The organism is Methylobacterium sp. 1030 (assembly GCF_040544715.1).
In the GTDB taxonomy this organism is placed as follows: domain Bacteria; phylum Pseudomonadota; class Alphaproteobacteria; order Rhizobiales; family Beijerinckiaceae; genus Methylobacterium.
Genome location: NZ_JBEPKM010000003.1, coordinates 77,201 through 93,926, shown reverse-complemented (window position 1 = coordinate 93,926; position 16,726 = coordinate 77,201). Strand labels below are relative to the sequence as shown.

19 protein-coding genes and 1 tRNA gene are annotated in these 16,726 nt (G+C 72.6%); 11 read left to right on the top strand and 9 right to left on the bottom strand.

Going from position 1 to position 16,726, the window contains the following annotated elements; genetic code table 11:
• The first annotated feature begins 3 nt into the window (after nucleotides 1-3).
• The 4 genes from ABIC30_RS04980 (at nucleotide 4) to ABIC30_RS04965 (ending at nucleotide 1,876) form a co-directional block, all read left to right on the top strand.
• Nucleotides 4-1,197 carry an FAD-dependent monooxygenase gene (locus tag ABIC30_RS04980; RefSeq protein ID WP_354454285.1) on the top strand — a complete coding sequence of 398 codons (1,194 nt, stop codon included), beginning with the start codon at nucleotides 4-6 and terminating at the stop codon, nucleotides 1,195-1,197.
• 33 nt (nucleotides 1,198-1,230) lie between these two features.
• Nucleotides 1,231-1,317: transfer RNA gene (locus tag ABIC30_RS04975), tRNA-Leu, on the top strand.
• Between the two features lie 25 nt (nucleotides 1,318-1,342).
• The gene (locus ABIC30_RS04970; RefSeq protein ID WP_020093516.1) at nucleotides 1,343-1,525 is read left to right on the top strand and encodes a hypothetical protein; all 183 of its coding nucleotides are present in this window, start codon (nucleotides 1,343-1,345) and stop codon (nucleotides 1,523-1,525) included.
• Nucleotides 1,526-1,627: 102 nt separating this feature from the next.
• Nucleotides 1,628-1,876 (top strand): flagellar protein, encoded by a 249-nt coding sequence (locus ABIC30_RS04965; protein ID WP_354454282.1) that lies wholly within the window; start codon nucleotides 1,628-1,630, stop codon nucleotides 1,874-1,876.
• Here the strand turns inward: ABIC30_RS04965 and ABIC30_RS04960 are convergent.
• The 4 genes from ABIC30_RS04960 to ABIC30_RS04945 all read right to left on the bottom strand — a co-directional run bounded on the left by ABIC30_RS04960 (nucleotide 1,866) and on the right by ABIC30_RS04945 (nucleotide 4,188).
• Nucleotides 1,866-2,564: a YoaK family protein gene (locus tag ABIC30_RS04960; protein WP_020093514.1), complete on the bottom strand. Its 699-nt coding sequence runs from the start codon at nucleotides 2,562-2,564 to the stop codon at nucleotides 1,866-1,868. The two genes, ABIC30_RS04965 and ABIC30_RS04960, sit on opposite strands and share 11 nt — an antisense overlap.
• Nucleotides 2,565-2,677: 113 nt before the next feature.
• Nucleotides 2,678-3,049 (bottom strand): hypothetical protein, encoded by a 372-nt coding sequence (locus ABIC30_RS04955; RefSeq protein ID WP_020093513.1) that lies wholly within the window; start codon nucleotides 3,047-3,049, stop codon nucleotides 2,678-2,680.
• Nucleotides 3,050-3,156: 107 nt separating this feature from the next.
• Complete coding sequence (locus tag ABIC30_RS04950) at nucleotides 3,157-3,390, bottom strand: hypothetical protein (protein WP_020093512.1); 234 nt, start codon at nucleotides 3,388-3,390, stop codon at nucleotides 3,157-3,159.
• A 150-nt stretch (nucleotides 3,391-3,540) separates the two neighbouring features.
• The gene (locus ABIC30_RS04945; protein ID WP_020093511.1) at nucleotides 3,541-4,188 is read right to left on the bottom strand and encodes a carboxymuconolactone decarboxylase family protein; all 648 of its coding nucleotides are present in this window, start codon (nucleotides 4,186-4,188) and stop codon (nucleotides 3,541-3,543) included.
• Nucleotides 4,189-4,373: 185 nt separating this feature from the next.
• Here ABIC30_RS04945 and hrpB point away from each other — a divergent pair, with 185 nt between their 5' ends.
• The 7 genes from hrpB to ABIC30_RS04910 all read left to right on the top strand — a co-directional run bounded on the left by hrpB (nucleotide 4,374) and on the right by ABIC30_RS04910 (nucleotide 11,464).
• The gene (gene hrpB, locus ABIC30_RS04940; protein ID WP_354454279.1) at nucleotides 4,374-6,839 is read left to right on the top strand and encodes an ATP-dependent helicase HrpB; all 2,466 of its coding nucleotides are present in this window, start codon (nucleotides 4,374-4,376) and stop codon (nucleotides 6,837-6,839) included.
• Nucleotides 6,840-6,880: 41 nt separating this feature from the next.
• Nucleotides 6,881-7,321, top strand: coding sequence for a PaaI family thioesterase (locus tag ABIC30_RS04935; RefSeq protein WP_020093509.1), 441 nt, complete (start codon nucleotides 6,881-6,883; stop codon nucleotides 7,319-7,321).
• Between the two features lie 74 nt (nucleotides 7,322-7,395).
• Nucleotides 7,396-8,619 carry an SMP-30/gluconolactonase/LRE family protein gene (locus ABIC30_RS04930; RefSeq protein WP_020093508.1) on the top strand — a complete coding sequence of 408 codons (1,224 nt, stop codon included), beginning with the start codon at nucleotides 7,396-7,398 and terminating at the stop codon, nucleotides 8,617-8,619.
• A 90-nt stretch (nucleotides 8,620-8,709) separates the two neighbouring features.
• Entirely contained in the window at nucleotides 8,710-9,294 is a 585-nt protein-coding gene (locus ABIC30_RS04925; protein ID WP_103985304.1) for a DUF1285 domain-containing protein, read from the top strand.
• Nucleotides 9,291-9,962 (top strand): CoA pyrophosphatase, encoded by a 672-nt coding sequence (locus tag ABIC30_RS04920; RefSeq protein WP_026604983.1) that lies wholly within the window; start codon nucleotides 9,291-9,293, stop codon nucleotides 9,960-9,962. The genes ABIC30_RS04925 and ABIC30_RS04920 overlap by 4 nt, the downstream gene beginning before the upstream one ends.
• Before the next feature lie 9 nt (nucleotides 9,963-9,971).
• Entirely contained in the window at nucleotides 9,972-10,229 is a 258-nt protein-coding gene (locus ABIC30_RS04915) for a DUF6111 family protein (RefSeq protein ID WP_020093505.1), read from the top strand.
• Nucleotides 10,226-11,464 (top strand): CCA tRNA nucleotidyltransferase, encoded by a 1,239-nt coding sequence (locus ABIC30_RS04910; protein ID WP_020093504.1) that lies wholly within the window; start codon nucleotides 10,226-10,228, stop codon nucleotides 11,462-11,464. The genes ABIC30_RS04915 and ABIC30_RS04910 overlap by 4 nt, the downstream gene beginning before the upstream one ends.
• A 7-nt stretch (nucleotides 11,465-11,471) precedes the next feature.
• Here ABIC30_RS04910 and ABIC30_RS04905 read toward each other — a convergent pair whose 3' ends face one another.
• From ABIC30_RS04905 to ABIC30_RS04885, 5 genes are all read right to left on the bottom strand, one after another.
• Complete coding sequence (locus ABIC30_RS04905) at nucleotides 11,472-11,873, bottom strand: F0F1 ATP synthase subunit epsilon (protein WP_020093503.1); 402 nt, start codon at nucleotides 11,871-11,873, stop codon at nucleotides 11,472-11,474.
• Between the two features lie 140 nt (nucleotides 11,874-12,013).
• Nucleotides 12,014-13,468, bottom strand: a complete 1,455-nt coding sequence (gene atpD / locus ABIC30_RS04900; protein WP_020093502.1) for a F0F1 ATP synthase subunit beta — start codon at nucleotides 13,466-13,468, stop codon at nucleotides 12,014-12,016.
• A 42-nt stretch (nucleotides 13,469-13,510) separates the two neighbouring features.
• Nucleotides 13,511-14,401, bottom strand: a complete 891-nt coding sequence (locus ABIC30_RS04895; protein WP_020093501.1) for a F0F1 ATP synthase subunit gamma — start codon at nucleotides 14,399-14,401, stop codon at nucleotides 13,511-13,513.
• 134 nt (nucleotides 14,402-14,535) lie between these two features.
• Nucleotides 14,536-16,068: a F0F1 ATP synthase subunit alpha gene (atpA, locus tag ABIC30_RS04890; protein WP_354454275.1), complete on the bottom strand. Its 1,533-nt coding sequence runs from the start codon at nucleotides 16,066-16,068 to the stop codon at nucleotides 14,536-14,538.
• A gap of 54 nt (nucleotides 16,069-16,122) precedes the next feature.
• Nucleotides 16,123-16,695, bottom strand: coding sequence for a F0F1 ATP synthase subunit delta (locus tag ABIC30_RS04885; RefSeq protein ID WP_020093499.1), 573 nt, complete (start codon nucleotides 16,693-16,695; stop codon nucleotides 16,123-16,125).
• Nucleotides 16,696-16,726: the final 31 nt, after the last annotated feature.

Genomic DNA, 16,726 nt, shown 5'->3' with positions numbered 1-16,726 from the left:
ACCGTGCCTTCTGGCAGTCCATCTCTGCGGATCGGGATCGTCGGGGCCGGGATCGGCGGCCTGACGGCGGCGCTGGCGCTGTCGGATGCCGGCCACGCCGTCACGGTGATCGAGCGCCGGACCGGCTTCAGCGAGGTCGGGGCCGGGATCCAGATCTCGCCCAACGCGAGCCGGGTTCTGGCAGGCCTCGGGCTCTCGGCGGCCCTGCGCCGGGCGGCGAGCGAGCCGCCGGCGGTCGAGGTGCGGGCCCTTGACAGCGGCCGCCGCATCGGCGGCGTGGCGCTCGGCGCGCAGGCGCAGAGCCGCTTCGGCGCGCCCTACTACGTGATCCACCGCGCCGACCTGCAGACGCTGCTGCTCGACGCGCTCCGGAGCCGCTCGACCATCCGCCTGATGATGGGGCGCACCGTCACGGCCGTGTCCCAGACGACGTCCGAGGCCGTCCTCTTCGTCGAGGGCGCGAGCGGGGCCCAACCGGTCGCCTTCGACCTCGCGATCGGCGCGGACGGGCTGAGGTCCCGGCTGCGCGCGCATCTCGATTCGGCGCCGCTCCGCCCGGGTCAGGCCGCGGCGTGGCGCGCGCTCATCCCGATGGAGGCGGTCCCGCAGGACCTGCGCGGCGGCGCCACCGGCCTGTGGCTCGGCCGCGGCCGGCACGTGGTGCACTACCCGGTGCGGGACGGCCAGTTCCTCAACGTGGTGGCGGTGGTGCCCGAGGCGGTGGGCGACGAGGGCTGGGGCCGGCTCGGGGAGCCGGCCGTGCTGCGCGGGCACCTGCGCGGCAGCGCCGCGCCGCTGCGCGATCTCCTGAGCCTGCCGGATTCCTGGCTGGTCTGGTCGCTCGCCGACCGGGCCGTGGCGCGCCCGCTCGCCCGCGACCGGCTCGCGCTGATCGGCGATGCCGGCCACCCGGTGCTGCCCTATCTCGCGCAGGGGGCCGCCCTGGCGATCGAGGACGCCGCGATCCTCACGCGCGCCCTCGCAGACAACGCCGACGTTCCGGCCGCGCTCGCGGCGTATTCGGGCGCGCGGACCGCACGGGTGCGACGGGTTCAGAAAGCGGCGCGGAGCAACGGCCGGACCTACCACGCCGGCGGCGTGGTGGCGTTCCTGCGCAACGCCGTGATGGCCCGTCTCGGCCCGGACGGCATGCGCGACCGCTACGCCTGGCTGTACGGTTGGACGCCCCCCGCTTGATCGGACCCGCCGCCCCCGCTACCGAGGGTGCATGCGGACGTGGCGGAACCGGTAGACGCACGAGACTTAAAATCTTGCGGCCGCGAGGCCGTGCGGGTTCGAGTCCCGCCGTCCGCACCAGCACGCAGCGCGACGCCGGACCGGGATGCCGGAGGGGAATGGCGTGGTCTACGTGCTCATCATCATGCTCGCCGGCTCGGGCTCCGCGATCGGATCGGTCGAGTTCAACACGAAGCAGGCCTGCGAGGCCGCCGCGAAGCAGATCGCCGAGGCGGAGCGGCCCTACGGCGGCGCCTCTCCGGTGACCGTGTGCGCGCCGAAGGGGTGAGGCGGACGCGGCGGCCGTCGCGCCGGATGGATTGCATTTGAGCGATCGCCGAAACCGGCCCTTGTCGTGTCCCTGCCAGAGTGGCGGCGGGGAGATTCCGGTATGATCGACGCCCTTCAGACCGCCGCCACCGGCATGACCCGGGCCACCGACCGGCTCGGGAGAGCGGCCGAGACCATCGCGGCGAGCGGCGCGCCCACCGGCGACGCGACACTGCCGCCGGCCGCGCAGGTGGACCTGTCGGGCGCCGCGCTGGACCTGATCGGGTCGCGGTCGGCCTTCGCGCTGAACGCCGCGGTGGCGCGCTCCGCCGACCGCATGATGGGTCAGTTCCTCGACGTCACCGCCTGAGCGCCGGGAGGGCGAGGCCGGCCAGGATCGCGGCCGCCGCGAAGAGCAGGGCCACGCCGACGAGGCGGTAGGCCACGACCCCCACCACACCGCCCGCCAGGAAGGCGCCGACGGTCAGCAGGTACAGCCGCAGCCGCTCCGGATCGTGGGGCTTGAGTGGATCCGCGCCGGATGGGCCGCGGTCCAGCCAGCGCGCGAGTTCGATGCCGATGTCGGTGATCATGCCGGTCACGTGCGTGGTCCGCACCCGCGATTCGGAGATCTTGGTCACGGCCGCGTTCTGAAGGCCCAGGACGAAGCTCAGGCCGAGTACCAGGGCGTGGCTCCGCGCCGGCTCGTGGAGCGGCAGCACGACCAGGCCGACGGCGACGAGGAGGATCGCCTCCGCGCAGACCCCGTAGGCGTAGGCGCCCGGTCGGTGCCCGCGACGGCGGCGACGGATGAGCAGCGTCGCGGTGGCGGCGCCGAGCACGAACAGGACGACGAGCAGACCGGCTTGCAGGGCGAGGAGCAGGTCGCCCGTGCCGGTCCTGTCCGAGATGGCCGAGACGTTCCCGGTCATGTTCGAGGCGTAGAGGCCCACCGCGTAGAAGCCGGCGGTGTTCAGCGCGCCGGCCACCCCGGCGAGGGAGAGGGCGAGCGCCCTGTCGGCCTCGGGGGTACGCGTCTCGCCTTCGTGGACCAGCATGGACCCGTCGATGACCCGTCGGTGGGGTGCCGGAAACCCGATTCGGTCGGCGCCGCCACCGTCTTAAGCCACGCGCCCGGGCGCCGTCACGGCGCCCGGGCGCAACCCCCGGCTCACCAGCCGCGATAGCCGTAGCCGCCCTCGTAATCCCCGCCCCAGTGGCGGGCGGGGCCGTAGCCGACCGGGACCCGCTCGTAGGTCACGGTCCGGCGGGTGGCGTAGACCGGCGCGTCCTCCTCGTAGACGCGGTAGACCGGGGGCCGCCGCACGACCACGGGAGCCGGGGCGTAGCCGTAATCCGCGTATCCGTAGCCGTAGCCGGGCGCCGCGTGGGCCTGGGTCGCGGCGCCGATCAGGGCGCCGGCCGCGAGGCCGCCGATGATGCCGGCCGCGATGGCGCCGCCGCCGCGGGCCTCGGCGGCGGTGGAGGCCAGGGTGCCCGCGCCGATCAGCGCGGCGGCCGAGAGCAGAGCGATGCGTGTCATGACCTGTCTCCGGTGGGTGCGGGGAGCGCCTGCGGCGCCCCGGATCACACGAGGGACAATGCCGCGCCCGCGCTGCACCGATGCTGAAGCCGGCCTGCAGCCACGGTTCAGCTTGCCGGTCCGGCCTCCGTGTCGGGGGCGGTGCGGATGTAGCCTCGGGAGATCAGGCGACTGCGCTCGCGCGTGCGCCGCTCGGCCTCCATCAGGTCGGACAGGGCGTCGGCGATCGCGCAGCGCAGGGCGATCCCGGCATCGCCGCCCGCGAAGCCGAGATACGCGGTGCTGATCGCCTCGACGGGGCATACGTGATCGTCGCGCTGGGCCAGGACCTGGGTCAGCATCGGGTTCTCCTTCGTCGCGTCCGGGAACGAAAAGAGAACAGGCCATAAGGGTTAACGTTCCGTCAACGGAGGCCGGGCCGGCCGCGCGTGACCGGCCAAACCCTGTGGACAACGCAGTTTCCGCTGCCGGACGACTGTGGATAAGCCGGCTCACTCGGGCATGCGCGGCAGCGGCTTGCCGTCGGCGGGAATCGGGTAGCGGGCCGCGTTCAGCTCCATCGCCAGGAACGTGTAGTAGCCGGAGATCGCCGCCAGATCGACGACGCCGGGCTTGCCGAACCGGGCCTCGGCGCGGGCGAAGGTCGCGTCGGAGACGCGCTTCGTGTCCTGGAGCTCGGCGGTGAAATCGTACACGAGGGTCTCGTCGTCGCTCATCTTCGCCGGCCGGCGGCCGTCGCGGATCGCCGCGATGATGTCGGCGGAGATGCCGGCCTTCTCGGCGATCGGCGCGTGGACGTACCACTCGTAGTCCTGCGTCCAGCGGCGGGCGGTCATCAGGATCACCAGCTCCGAGAGCGTGGTGCCGATCTTCGGCTTGAAGCGGAGGTAGTCGCCCATCGACCGGGCGAGCGTCATCACCTCCGGCGAGTACATGAGCGGCTCGAACGGCCCGAAGGGCGGCTTGCCGCGCGCCTGCGCGAAGGCCTCGGCCGCCTGCTTCTGCTCGGGCGTGTAGTCCTGGGGCGGGATGGTCGGCAGCCGGTCCTGCGCCCGCGCCGCCACGGTCGCCAGCGGGGTCGCCAGCGGCAGGGCCAGGGCGAGGGCGGCCAGAGTCAGCGCGCGGCGGCGGAGGGTCATCGTTTCGCTCCCGTTGGATCTGTGCAGTCGCGCCGCACGATCGCGGCGGCGCCGCGCGGCCACCAGGGCCCGGGGCGGCAAGCCCGTGTCGAATCGCGCGCGGCGTCACGGGAATGCCGGACGCGTCGCGGTCCCGGGCCCGGCCCGGTTGCGCTCGGCGCCGCACCGCGCCATCAGCGGCCGCGATGGCCGGTCCCGCACCCGTGCTGCCGATCGAGGCGGCGCTCCCCGATCTGCGCCGCGCGCTCGCCGCGCGGAACGCCGCCGTCCTGGTGGCGCCCCCCGGCGCCGGCAAGACGACGCGCGTGCCCCTCGACCTGCTCGCGGTGCCCTGGCTTGACGGGCGCAAGATCGTCCTGCTGGAGCCGCGCCGCCTCGCGGCCCGGGCCGCCGCCGCGCGGATGGCCCAGACTTTGGGCGAACCGGTCGGCGGCACGGTCGGCCTGCGGGTCCGCCTCGGCTCGAAGATCTCGGGCCGCACGCGGATCGAGGTCGTCACCGAGGGTGTCTTCACCCGGATGATCCTGGACGATCCGGAACTGTCCGGGGTCGGAGCCGTCCTGTTCGACGAGTTCCACGAGCGCTCCCTCGACGCCGATCTCGGCCTCGCGCTGGCGCTCGACGCGCAGGGCGGCCTGCGGGAAGACCTGCGGATCCTCGTCATGTCGGCGACCCTCGACGGCGCCCGGGTCGCGCGGCTGATGGGCGACGCCCCGGTCGTGGCCTCCGAGGGGCGCGCCTTCCCGGTGGAGACCCGCTACGCGGAGCGCGATCCGAACCGGCGGATCGAGGACTCGGTCGCCGAGGTCACTTTGCGCGCCCTGCGGGCGGATCCGGGCTCGATCCTGGTGTTCCTGCCCGGGCAGGCCGAGATCCGCCGGACCGCCGACCTGCTGGCCGAGAAGGTCGGACCCGACGTGCAGCTCGCGCCGCTCTACGGCGCGCTGACGCCCGCCGAGCAGGACCGCGCCGTCGCGCCGGCCTCCGCCGGCACCCGGAAGGTCGTCCTCGCGACCAGCATCGCCGAGACCTCCCTGACCATCGAGGGCGTCCGGATCGTGGTCGATTCGGGGTTGGCGCGGGTCCCGGTCTACGAGCCGGGCCTCGGCCTGACCCGGCTGGTCACGGCCCGCGCCTCCCGCGCCTCGGTGGACCAGCGCCGGGGCCGCGCCGGCCGCACCGAGCCCGGCCTGTGCTGGCGGCTCTGGTCCGAGGCCGGCACCAACGCCCTGGAGCCGTTCACGCGGCCCGAGATCCTGTCGGCCGACCTCGCCGGGCTGCTCCTCGACTGCGCCGCCTGGGGCGTGACCGACCCGGGCGCGCTCGCCTTCCTCGACCCGCCGCCGGCGCCGGCCCTGGCGGAGGCCCGCGCCCTGCTGAGTGAGCTGGGCGCCCTCGACGCCGACGGCCGCCTGACGCCGGTCGGCGCGCGCCTGCGGGCGCTGCCGCTGCCGCCGCGGCTCGCCCGGATGGTGACGGTCGCGGCCGGTACCGGCCAGGCGCGGGCCGCGGCCGACCTCGCCGCCGTGCTGGTGGAGCGGGGCCTTGGGGGCGACGGGGTCGACCTCGACGACCGGGTCGAGCGCTTCCTCCGCGACCGGGGCGGGCGCGCCGCCGACATGCGCCGGCTCGCCGAGAACTGGGCCCGGAACGCCGGGGCCACCGGCCCCGCGAGCCCGGATGCCGGTCCGGCCGCCGCCGGGCCGCTCCTGGCACTCGCCTATCCCGACCGGGTCGCCCGGGCGCGCGGCCGCGAGGGCGAGTTCGTGATGGCGAGCGGTCGGGCCGGGCGCCTCGACCCGGCGAGCCCGCTCGCCCGCGAGACCCATCTGGTGGTCGCCGACCTCGCCGGATCGGCCGGGAACGCCCGGATCCTGGCCGCGGCGGCGATCGGCACTGAGGCGATCGAGCGCCTCTTCGCCGACCGGATCGAGTCGCGCACCGAGATCGCCTTCGATCCGCAGGCGGCCGCCCTGCGGGCGCGGGCGGTCCGGCGGCTCGGCGCGGTCAGTCTCGGGTCACGGCCGCTGCCGGTGCCGCCCTATACGGACAGCGCCGCGATCCTGGCGCGCGGCATCGCCGATCTCGGGATCGACCGCCTGCCGTGGACGCAGGCCCTGGCGCAGTGGCGGGCCCGGGTGACCTTCTTGCACGCCGCCGACGGCGTGGCTTGGCCCGACCTGTCGGACGACGCCCTGGCTCGCACCGCGGAGACGTGGCTGGCGCCTGCCCTAGTGGGGCGCGCCGCCCTGGCGTCGGTCACGGCGAGCGACCTCGCGGACGCCCTCCAGGCCCTGCTGCCCTGGGACCTGCGCGCGCGGCTCGACGCGGAGGCGCCGACCCATGTCGAGGTGCCGACCGGCTCCCGCATCCCGGTGGATTACACGGCCGAGGAACCGGCGCTGGCGGTCCGAGTCCAGGAGCTGTTCGGCCTCGACCGGCATCCCAGGGCCGGCGGCCGGCCGCTGGTCCTGCACCTGCTGTCGCCGGCCCAGCGGCCGATCCAGATCACGCGGGACCTGCCGGGCTTCTGGCGCGGTTCCTGGGCGGCGGTGCGGTCCGAGATGCGCGGGCGCTACCCGCGCCATCCCTGGCCGGAGGACCCGCTCAGCGAGGCCCCGACCCGCCGGGCCAAGCCCCGGGAAACCTGACAGCCGCCCTCCGAGACCCCGACACGAACGAGCCCGACGCGATGACGAACGACACGGATGCCCACGACCCCGCCGCCCACGACCCCTCCGCCGAAGGCTGGACGCCGGTGGAGGACAAGGGCTTCATCGCCCATGTCGGGCCGCTGCACGTCCGCGGCGCGGACGGCGCCTACGCCTTCCGGGCCGATCAGAAGCACGCCAACCTGATCGGCGTGGTCCACGGCGGCATGCTGATGAGCTTCGCCGACCGCGCCCTCGGCGAGACCGCGATGCGCGCCGCCGGGGGCGCCAACTGCGTGACCATCCAGCTGGAGATGAAGTTCATCGATGTCGGCCGACTCGGCGACTGGATCGAGATCCGGCCGCAGGTCGTCAAGCGCACGGGCTCCCTGGTGTTCATGCGCGGCGACGTCCGCGACGGCACACGTCTCCTCGCCTCGGCGGACGGCGTCTGGAAGATCCTGAGGCGCCGTCCCGATTGACCCGCGCAGGACGACGGTCCTAACCTGCCCGGGCGCATCGCGGCGCAGAGGCCCGATGTGCGGGGGAGGATCACATGCGACCGTCGCGGACCGACGCATCCGGGATCGCGGGTGAACGCGAGTCGATTCCGCGATCCCGGCGCACGATCCTCGCGGGCCTGGGGGCCCTGGCCGTCACTGCCGGCGACGCGGCGGCCCGACCGGAACCGCCCAGCACGGTGACGAGCCCGCCGCGCGACTTCCGGCCTGGCGCCGCCCCGACCACCTACTTCACCGATCCGGACATCGTCACGGTCGACCCGGCGTTCGAGCCCTACATCGTGCCCAACAGCGCCATCCGCCGGCTCTGGACCGGCGCCCTCTGGGCGGAGGGACCGGCCTGGAACTCGGTCGGCCGTTACCTCGTCTGGAGCGACATCCCGAACAACCGGCAGATGCGCTGGCTGGAGGAGGACGGGCACGTCTCCACCTTCCGGATGCCGAGCAACAACTCCAACGGCAACAGCTTCGATCGCCAGGGGCGACAGCTTACCTGCGAGCACGCCACCGGGCGGGTCGTCCGCTACGAGCTCGACGGCTCGGCGACGGTCCTGGCCGATTCGTTCGAGGGCAAGCCGCTCAACTCGCCCAACGACGTCATCCAGCACCCGGACGGCGCCTACTGGTTCTCCGATCCGCCCTACGGGGCGCTTCTCTACGAGGGCCTGCCCGACGTCGCCGGCGGCCCGAGCAACCGGCAGGGCCATCTCGATCCGCGGCTCGGCCAGCCCGCCGGGACCGTCCCGCGGCGACGCGAGCTCCCGAACGCGGTCTACCGCATCGACCCGTCCGGCCGGGTCGACCGGGTTCTGACCGACGACGAGGTGCCCGACCCCAACGGCCTGTGCTTCTCGCCCGATCACCGGACGCTCTACGTCTGCTCCACCGGCAAGGGTCCCGGGGATACCGGACCCGGCGGCAAGGGCGAGATCTATGCCTTCGACGTCGGGGCCGGGGCGGCGCTCTCGAACAAGCGCCTCTTCTCGGACTGCGTCGTCGACGGGGTGAAATGCGGGCCCGACGGCCTGCGGACCGACGTCGACGGCAATCTCTGGGTGTCGAGCAATGCCGGCCGGGCCGTGGGCTACAACGGCGTCACCGTCTGGACGCCCCAGGGCAAGCTCATCGGTCGGATCCGCCTGCCGGAAGTGTGCGGGAATCTGACCTTCGGCGGCCCCAAGCGCAACCGCCTGTTCATGGCGGCGAGCCAGTCGCTCTACGCCCTGACGGTGAATACCCAGGGCGCCGGGCCGGCCTAGGATCGCGAATCTGCGATCCGGGACGGAACCGGCGCCGATCCTCCTCTCGGCCATGGCTGACCGGGCATCGCGACGCTATCTGTCACGGGCATGAGCGAGGATCCCGCCCCCGACCCGACCTTGAGCCGCCTCAGCGCGGCCCTCGGGGATCTGCCGAAGCGCGGGCTGCCGCCGGTGGAGCGGTGGGACCCACCCTATTGCGGCGCCATCGACATCCGCATCGCCGCGGACGGGACGTGGTTCCACAACGGCTCGCCGATCCGACGGGACAAGCTGGTCAAGCTCTTCGCCACCATCCTGCGGCGCGAGCCGGACGGCCGGACCGTCCTGGTCACGCCGGTGGAGAGCGTGGGCATCACCGTGGACGACGCGGCCTTCGTGGCCGTCGAGATGGCGGTGGACGGGAGCGGGGCGGACCGGCGGGTCTCGTTCCGGACCAACGTCGACGACCTAGTGAGCGTCGACGCCGACCACGCCCTCCGCTTCGAGGAGGCGCCGGACGGGGCGCTGAAGCCCTACCTCCATGTCCGCCGCGGGCTGTGGGCGCTCGTGACCCGGGCGCTCACCTACGACCTCGTGGACCTCGCCGAGGAGCGTCTGGTCGACGGGAAGCCCTGGCTCGGCCTGTGGGCCGGCGGCGCCTTCCACTCGATCGCGCCGGTCGCCGCCGCGTGAGCGACCCGCTCGCCGACTTCCTCGCCCGCGCCGCCGCCGGCCTGTCGCCGGACCCGCCCGGACCGGACGATCCGACCTCCAATCCCCGGGGCGACCACAGCCTCGATCCGGACGGGACGGCCGTGATCCCGCCGCCGCCGCACCGCCGGGCCGCCGTCCTCGTGGCGGTCGTGCCGCGCGCGGACGGTCCGACCCTGATCCTGACGATGCGGGCCGCCAACCTGCGCGACCATTCCGGGCAGGTGGCGCTGCCGGGGGGCAAGATCGATCCCTCCGATCCCGGGCCTGCGGACGCGGCCCTGCGGGAGGCCTACGAGGAGATCGGGCTGCCGCCCGAGGCGGTGCGGTTCCTCGGCTATCTCGACCCATACCTCTCGGGCACCGGCTTCCTCGTGACGCCGGTCATCGGCCTGGTCGATCCCGGCGCGGTCCTGACGCCGAACCCGGACGAGGTGGCCGACGTCTTCGAGGTACCGCTCCCGTTCCTCATGGACCCGGAGCGCTACCGCCTGCGCTCCCGCGCGTGGCAGGGCCGCGAGCGCTGGTTCTACGCCTTGACCTTCGGCGAGCGGCTGATCTGGGGCGTCACCGCCGGGATCCTGAACAATCTGCGGGAACGGCTCTACCCGGAGGCGGAGCCGGGCGACGCCGACCGCGCGGCGCGTTAGGCTGACCGCATGCTCCGCCGCATCCTCGAAGAGTTCGGCCTCTTCCTCATCCCCTTCGCGCTGTTCCTCGTCTACCTGCTGCTGTCCGGCCGCAATCCCCTGCGCCGGGTACACTGGGACGCGCACCTGTTCCGCTTGGTCCTGGCCGGGCTGGCGGTGGTGATCGGCACCCTCGTCTACGAGGGCCTGTTCTCGGAGCGCCGTCCCGGGGGCTACGTGCCGACCCACATGGAGAACGGCCGCCTCGTACCCGGTGGCTTCCGGTGAGCCGCGCCCTCGATCCGGCGGGGCTGGCGGCCCTGCTCGAACGCCCGGGCGTCCGCCGCGTCCTCGCGGCCCTGGACGCGCCGGGCGCGGAGACCCGCCTGATCGGCGGCTGCGTCCGCGACGCGCTCCTCGGCGCGCCGACCGCCGACATCGACATGGCGACGACGCACCGGCCCGAGGCGGTGATGCGGGCGGCGCAGCGGGCGCCCGGCCTCAAGGCGGTGCCGACCGGCATCGAGCACGGCACCATCACGCTGGTGACCGAGGACGGGCCGATCGAGGTCACGACCCTGCGCGAGGACGTCGAGACCGACGGGCGTCACGCCGTCGTCCGCTTCGGCAGCGACTTCCTCCGCGACGCCGAGCGCCGCGACTTCACCGTCAACACGCTCTCCCTCGGCGCCGACGGAACCCTGCACGACCCGGTGGGCGGCCGGCCCGACCTGACGGCCGGGCGGGTGCGCTTCATCGGCGACCCGGCGACCCGGATCCGCGAGGACGCGCTGCGGATCCTGCGCTTCTTCCGCTTCCATGCGCGGTTCGGAGCCGGCGCGCCAGACGCCGCGGCCCTGGCGGCCTGCGTGGCCGCGCGGGACAGCCTGGACCGGCTCTCTCGCGAGCGCGTGCGCGCGGAATTCCTGAAGTTGCTCGCGGCCCCCGGGGGCGCGGCCATGGTGACGACGCTGAGCACGACCGGGCTGCTGCCGCGGATCACCGGCGGCGTCGGGGAGCTCGGGCGGCTGGAACGGGCCGCAGCCGCGGGCCTGCCTCCGGTGACGCGCCTCGCGGCCCTCGCCGTCGGCGCTCGGCACGACGCCGACCGGCTGCGCGACCGGCTACGCCTGTCGAAGAACGAGCACGGGCAGCTGCTCGGCTACGCCGCGGCGCTGGCCGATCTCCACGGATGCGCGGTGCTGGACGCGGTCGCGGCGCGGGCCCTGGCGGCGGAGCACGGCCTGTCGTGCCTGGCCGACGCGCTGGCGATCCTGGCCGGAGAGCCGCGGCCCGCCGTGACGGAGGCGGCGCGGGCGGCCCTGCGGGCCCTGGAGGGGGAAGGGGAGTCGCCGGCCTTTCCCCTGGCGGGGGCGGATCTCGTCGCGGCCGGGGTGGCGCCGGGGCCCGGGATCGGGCGCGGGTTGGCCGCGGCGCGGAGGATCTGGCTGGAGCGGGGCTGCCCGACGGACGCGGCAGCGCGGGCCGACCTGCTGGCGCGGGCGCTGGAGAGCGCCCGCTGAACGAGGCTCAGAGCTTCAGGAGCGCCTTGGTCTCCTGGAGCTGGACGATCTGGCCGTTCAGCTCCTCGCGCTTCTGCAGGTCCTCGGTGGCGTCGCGCTGCATCTCGATCGCCTCGATGTCGCGGTCGAGGGATTCGTGCGTCAGCTCCTCGATCGGGGCGGCGCGCTCGGCCAGCACGGTCACGGCCGTCGGGCCGATATCGGCGAAGCCGCCGCGGACGTAGATCCGCTTGCCGCTGCCCTGGCTCTCGGTGATCACGATGACGCCGACCCGAAGGGAGGTCAGCACGGGCGCGTGGCCCGGCATCACGGTCATCTCGCCCTCGGTGCCGGGCAGCTGAACGGCGGTCACCTCGCCGGAATACAGCGTCCGCTCGGGGCCGACGAAATCGAAGTGGAAGGTGGCCATGGCCTGACGTGTTCCCGGATCGGCGGCGCGCGCCCCGCCAAGCGGGCGGAGCGTCTCGGAAAAAGGCTGCGCGGACGGCACCGGTCAGGGTCGCCCGCGCGGCCTCTGTCCCCTTCCCGCGCGGGGAAGGGGGTGTCGTCTTACGCGGCCTTGAGCTTCTTGGCCTTCTCCTGGGCCTCCTCGATGGTGCCGACCATGTAGAAGGCGGCCTCCGGGAGGTCGTCGTAGTCGCCGTTCACCAGGCCCTTGAAGCCCTTGATGGTGTCCTCGAGGGCGACCTGCTTGCCCGGCGAGCCAGTGAACACCTCGGCCACCGAGAAGGGCTGCGAGAAGAAGCGCTCGATCTTGCGGGCGCGGGCCACGGTCAGCTTGTCCTCCTCGGACAGCTCGTCCATGCCCAGGATCGCGATGATATCCTGGAGAGCCTTGTAGCGCTGCAGGGTCTGCTGGACGCGGCGGGCGACATCGTAGTGCTCCTCGCCGAGGATCGCCGGCGACAGCATGCGCGAGGTCGAGTCCAGCGGGTCCACCGCCGGGTAGATGCCCTTCTCGGCGATCGAGCGCGACAGCACGGTCGTGGCGTCGAGGTGGGCGAACGAGGCGGCGGGCGCCGGGTCGGTCAGGTCGTCGGCCGGCACGTAGATCGCCTGCACCGAGGTGATCGAGCCCTTGGTCGTGGTGGTGATGCGCTCCTGGAGGGCGCCCATGTCGGTGGCGAGCGTCGGCTGGTAGCCCACCGCCGACGGGATGCGGCCGAGGAGCGCCGACACCTCGGAGCCCGCCTGCGTGAAGCGGAAGATGTTGTCGACGAAGAACAGCACGTCCTGGCCGTCGTCGCGGAACTGCTCGGCGATCGTGAGGCCGGTCAGGGCGACGCGCGAGCGGGCGCCCGGCGACTCGTTCATCTGGCCGTAGACCAGGGCGCACTTCGAACCCTCGGCGGAGCCGTGCTCCTTCGGGTCGACGTTCACCTTGGACTCGATCATCTCGTGGTAGAGATCGTTGCCCTCGCGGGTGCGCTCACCCACGCCGGCGAACACCGAGTAGCCCGAGTGCACCTTGGCGATGTTGTTGATCAGCTCCATGATCAGCACGGTCTTGCCGACGCCGGCGCCGCCGAACAGGCCGATCTTGCCGCCCTTCGCGTAGGGGGCGAGCAGGTCCACCACCTTGATGCCGGTCACGAGGATCTGGGCCTCGGTCGACTGCTCGGCGTAGGAGGGGGCCGGCTGGTGGATGGCGCGGAACGTGTCGGCCTGGACTGGGCCAGCCTCGTCGATCGGCTCGCCGATGACGTTCATGATGCGGCCGAGCGTGTTCATGCCGACCGGAACCTTGATCGGCTCGCCGGTGTCGGTGCACTCCTGGCCGCGGGTCAGGCCCTCGGACGTGTCCATGGCGATGCAGCGGACGGTGTTCTCGCCGAGCTGCTGGGCCACCTCGAGGACGAGGCGGGCGCCGTTGTTCTTGGTCTCCAGCGCGTTCAGGATCTCGGGCAGGTGGCCCTCGAACTGCACGTCGACCACGGGGCCGATGACCTGGGTGATCTTGCCGACCTTGTTGGAGCCGGTGCCGGGGAGTGCGGTGTTCGCCATCGTTAACCTACCCTTCAAGCTGTGCGGTCGGGTCGCGGTGCCTCAGAGGGCTTCCGCGCCCGAGATGATCTCGATGAGTTCCTTGGTGATCATGGCCTGACGCGTCCGGTTGTAGATCAGCGTCTGCTTCTTGATCATCTCGCCCGCGTTGCGGGTCGCCGAGTCCATGGCGCTCATGCGCGCGCCCTGCTCGGAGGCGGCGTTCTCCAGGAGCGCCCGGTAGATCTGCACCGTCAGGTTCTTCGGCAGCAGCGTCTCGAGGATCGCCTCCTCGGACGGCTCGAATTCCAGGGCGGCGTTGCCGGCGGCCGCCTTCGCGGTCGTGTCGACCGCCGGCAGCTCCGCGGGGATCAGGCGCTGCGCGGTCGGGATCTGCGAGATGACCGAGCGGAACTCGGAGTAGAACAGGGTCGCGACGTCGAACTCGCCGTTCTCGAAGCGGGTCAGGATCTTGTCGGCGATCGAGGCGGCGAACTCGTAATCCACCGGGCGGTTGCCGCGGATGTCCATGCTCTCGACGATCTGGTCGCGGTACTGCCGGCGCAGCGCGTCGAGGCCCTTCTTGCCGACCGTCATGATCTTGACCGTCTTGCCCTCGGCGGCGAGCCTCTGGGCGTACTCGCGCACCGCGAGGCGGACGATCGACGAGTTGAACGCGCCGGCGAGGCCGCGGTCGCCCGTGCACACCACGAGCAGGTGCGTCTGCTCGGAGCCGGTCCCGGACAGGAGCCGCGGGGCGCCGACGCCGCCGACGAGGTTGCCCGCGAGGTTGCCGAGCACCGCCGACATCTTCTCGGCGTAGGGACGGCCCGCCTCGGCGGCCATCTGCGCCCGGCGCAGCTTGGCGGCGGCGACCATCTGCATGGCCTTGGTGATCTTCTGCGTCGCCTTCACCGAGGTGATGCGGTTGCGCAGGTCCTTCAAACTCGCCATCGGGTGAGGTCCAGGTCCGTTCTATGGGCCTCTCCTTCCCTCGGCGGGAAGGAGCCGGAAGTTCGGGCGGTGCGGCGGGGACCGGGATCCCCCCGCACCACCCAAGATCCCTCCCCGAGGGGAGGGGCCTCACATCAGCCGATCGACTTGGCGACGCTCTCGACGACGCTCTTCAGCTTGCCGGCGTTCTCGTCCGACAGGTCCTTGGAGGCGGCGATCGAGTCGAGCAGGTCCTTGTGCTTGGAGCGCAGGGTCGAGAGCAGCGCGTCCTCGAAGGGACGGACCTTGGTCACCGGCATCTTGTCGAGGTAGCCGTTCACGCCGGCGTAGATCACCGCGACCTGCTCTTCCATCTTCAGTGGCGAGAACTGCGGCTGCTTCAGGAGCTCGGTGAGCCGCGAGCCGCGGTTCAGGAGCGCCTGGGTGGAGGCGTCGAGATCCGAGCCGAACTGCGCGAAGGCGGCCATCTCGCGGTACTGCGCGAGCTCGCCCTTGATCTTGCCGGCGACCTTCTTCATCGCCTTGGTCTGCGCCGAGGAGCCCACCCGCGACACCGAGAGGCCGACGTTCACCGCCGGGCGGATGCCCTGGTAGAACAGGTCGGTCTCGAGGAAGATCTGGCCGTCGGTGATCGAGATCACGTTGGTCGGGATGTAGGCCGAGACGTCGTTGGCCTGGGTCTCGATGACCGGCAGCGCGGTCAGCGAGCCGTTGCCGGCGGCGTCGCCCATCTTGGCGGCGCGCTCGAGCAGGCGGCTGTGGAGGTAGAACACGTCGCCCGGATACGCCTCGCGGCCCGGCGGGCGGCGCAGCAGCAGCGACATCTGGCGGTAGGCCACGGCCTGCTTGGACAGATCGTCGTACACGATCACGGCGTGCATGCCGTTGTCGCGGAAGTACTCGCCCATGGCGCAGCCGGCGAACGGCGCGATGAACTGCATCGGGGCCGCGTCGGACGCCGTGGCGGCGATGACGATGGAGTACTCCAGCGCGCCCTGGTCCTCCAGGACCTTCACGAACTGGGCCACCGTCGAGCGCTTCTGGCCGATAGCGACGTAGATGCAGTAGAGCTTGGCCTTCTCGTCACCGCCGGCGGTGTGGCCCGGCTTCTGGTTCAGGATCGTGTCGAGGGCGATGGCGGTCTTGCCGGTCTGGCGATCGCCGATGATCAGCTCGCGCTGGCCGCGGCCGACCGGGATCAGGGCGTCGATCGCCTTCAGGCCCGTGGCCATCGGCTCGTGCACAGACTTGCGCGGGATGATGCCCGGAGCCTTGACGTCGACGCGGCGACGCTCGGTCGACTGGATCGGGCCCTTGCCGTCGATCGGGTTGCCGAGGGCGTCGACGACGCGGCCGAGCAGGCCCTTGCCGACCGGCACGTCCACGATGGCGCCGGTCCGCTTGACGGTCTGGCCTTCCTTGATCTCGCGGTCGGAGCCGAAGATCACGATGCCGACGTTGTCCTGCTCGAGGTTCAGGGCCATGCCGCGCACGCCCGACTCGAACTCGACCATCTCGCCGGCCTGGACGTTGTCGAGGCCGTAGGCGCGGGCGATGCCGTCGCCGACGGACAGGACCTGCCCGACCTCGGAGACCTCGGCCTCCTCGCCGAAGTTCTTGATCTGCTCTTTCAGGATCGCGGAGATCTCGGCGGCGCGGATGTCCATACTCGGGCCTCTGTCGCTGATGCGTCTATGCGTGTTCGGGTCGGATGGGGGCGCTTACCGCGCGGCCCGCATCGCGAGGCGGATACCGTTGAGCTTGGTCTTGAGGGAGGCGTCGACCATGCGCGAGCCCATCTTCACGACGAGGCCGCCGATCAGGCTGGGATCGACCACGAGGTCGACGGCGACATCGGCCTTGGCGATGTCGCGCAGCGACGCCTTGATCTCCTCGATCACCGCGTCGGAGGGCTTCTCGGCCACCCGGACCTGGGCGCGCACGATGCCCTTCGAGTCCTGGACCAGGGTCCGGAACGCGTCGATCATGTCGGGCAGGGCGAAGAGCCGGCGGTTCGAGGCCGCGAGGCGGATGAAATTGCCGGCGAGGCCGCCGATGCCCGCCTTGTCGAGCACGGCGCCGATGGCGGCCGCCTGCTCCTCGGCGCTGAAGACCGGGCTGCGGACGAGGCGGCGGAGATCCGCGCTCTCCTTCAGCAGCGTGTCGAATTGATCGAGAGACTCGGCGACCGCGTCGACCTGGCGCTCGTCGCGCGCGAGCTCGAACAGGGCGGAAGCGTACCGGCCCGCCACGCCTGCGACCAGGGGACCAGCCTCGGAACCGTTCTGCGCCACCCGTCGCTCTCTTCTCTGGTTGCCCGTCCGC

Bases quoted from the DNA above. Each gene is read 5' to 3' on its own strand.
- ABIC30_RS04965 (WP_354454282.1), top strand. From the start codon at position 1,628: ATGATCGACGCCCTTCAGACCGCCGCCACCGGCATGACCCGGGCCACC.
- ABIC30_RS04955 (WP_020093513.1), bottom strand. From the start codon at position 3,049: ATGACACGCATCGCTCTGCTCTCGGCCGCCGCGCTGATCGGCGCGGGC.
- ABIC30_RS04925 (WP_103985304.1), top strand. From the start codon at position 8,710: ATGAGCGAGGATCCCGCCCCCGACCCGACCTTGAGCCGCCTCAGCGCG.
- hrpB (WP_354454279.1), top strand. From the start codon at position 4,374: ATGGCCGGTCCCGCACCCGTGCTGCCGATCGAGGCGGCGCTCCCCGAT.
- ABIC30_RS04930 (WP_020093508.1), top strand. From the start codon at position 7,396: ATGCGACCGTCGCGGACCGACGCATCCGGGATCGCGGGTGAACGCGAG.
- ABIC30_RS04950 (WP_020093512.1), bottom strand. From the start codon at position 3,390: ATGCTGACCCAGGTCCTGGCCCAGCGCGACGATCACGTATGCCCCGTC.
- atpA (WP_354454275.1), bottom strand. From the start codon at position 16,068: ATGGACATCCGCGCCGCCGAGATCTCCGCGATCCTGAAAGAGCAGATC.
- ABIC30_RS04970 (WP_020093516.1), top strand. From the start codon at position 1,343: ATGCCGGAGGGGAATGGCGTGGTCTACGTGCTCATCATCATGCTCGCC.
- ABIC30_RS04905 (WP_020093503.1), bottom strand. From the start codon at position 11,873: ATGGCCACCTTCCACTTCGATTTCGTCGGCCCCGAGCGGACGCTGTAT.
- atpD (WP_020093502.1), bottom strand. From the start codon at position 13,468: ATGGCGAACACCGCACTCCCCGGCACCGGCTCCAACAAGGTCGGCAAG.
- ABIC30_RS04945 (WP_020093511.1), bottom strand. From the start codon at position 4,188: ATGACCCTCCGCCGCCGCGCGCTGACTCTGGCCGCCCTCGCCCTGGCC.
- ABIC30_RS04895 (WP_020093501.1), bottom strand. From the start codon at position 14,401: ATGGCGAGTTTGAAGGACCTGCGCAACCGCATCACCTCGGTGAAGGCG.
- ABIC30_RS04935 (WP_020093509.1), top strand. From the start codon at position 6,881: ATGACGAACGACACGGATGCCCACGACCCCGCCGCCCACGACCCCTCC.
- ABIC30_RS04915 (WP_020093505.1), top strand. From the start codon at position 9,972: ATGCTCCGCCGCATCCTCGAAGAGTTCGGCCTCTTCCTCATCCCCTTC.
- ABIC30_RS04960 (WP_020093514.1), bottom strand. From the start codon at position 2,564: ATGCTGGTCCACGAAGGCGAGACGCGTACCCCCGAGGCCGACAGGGCG.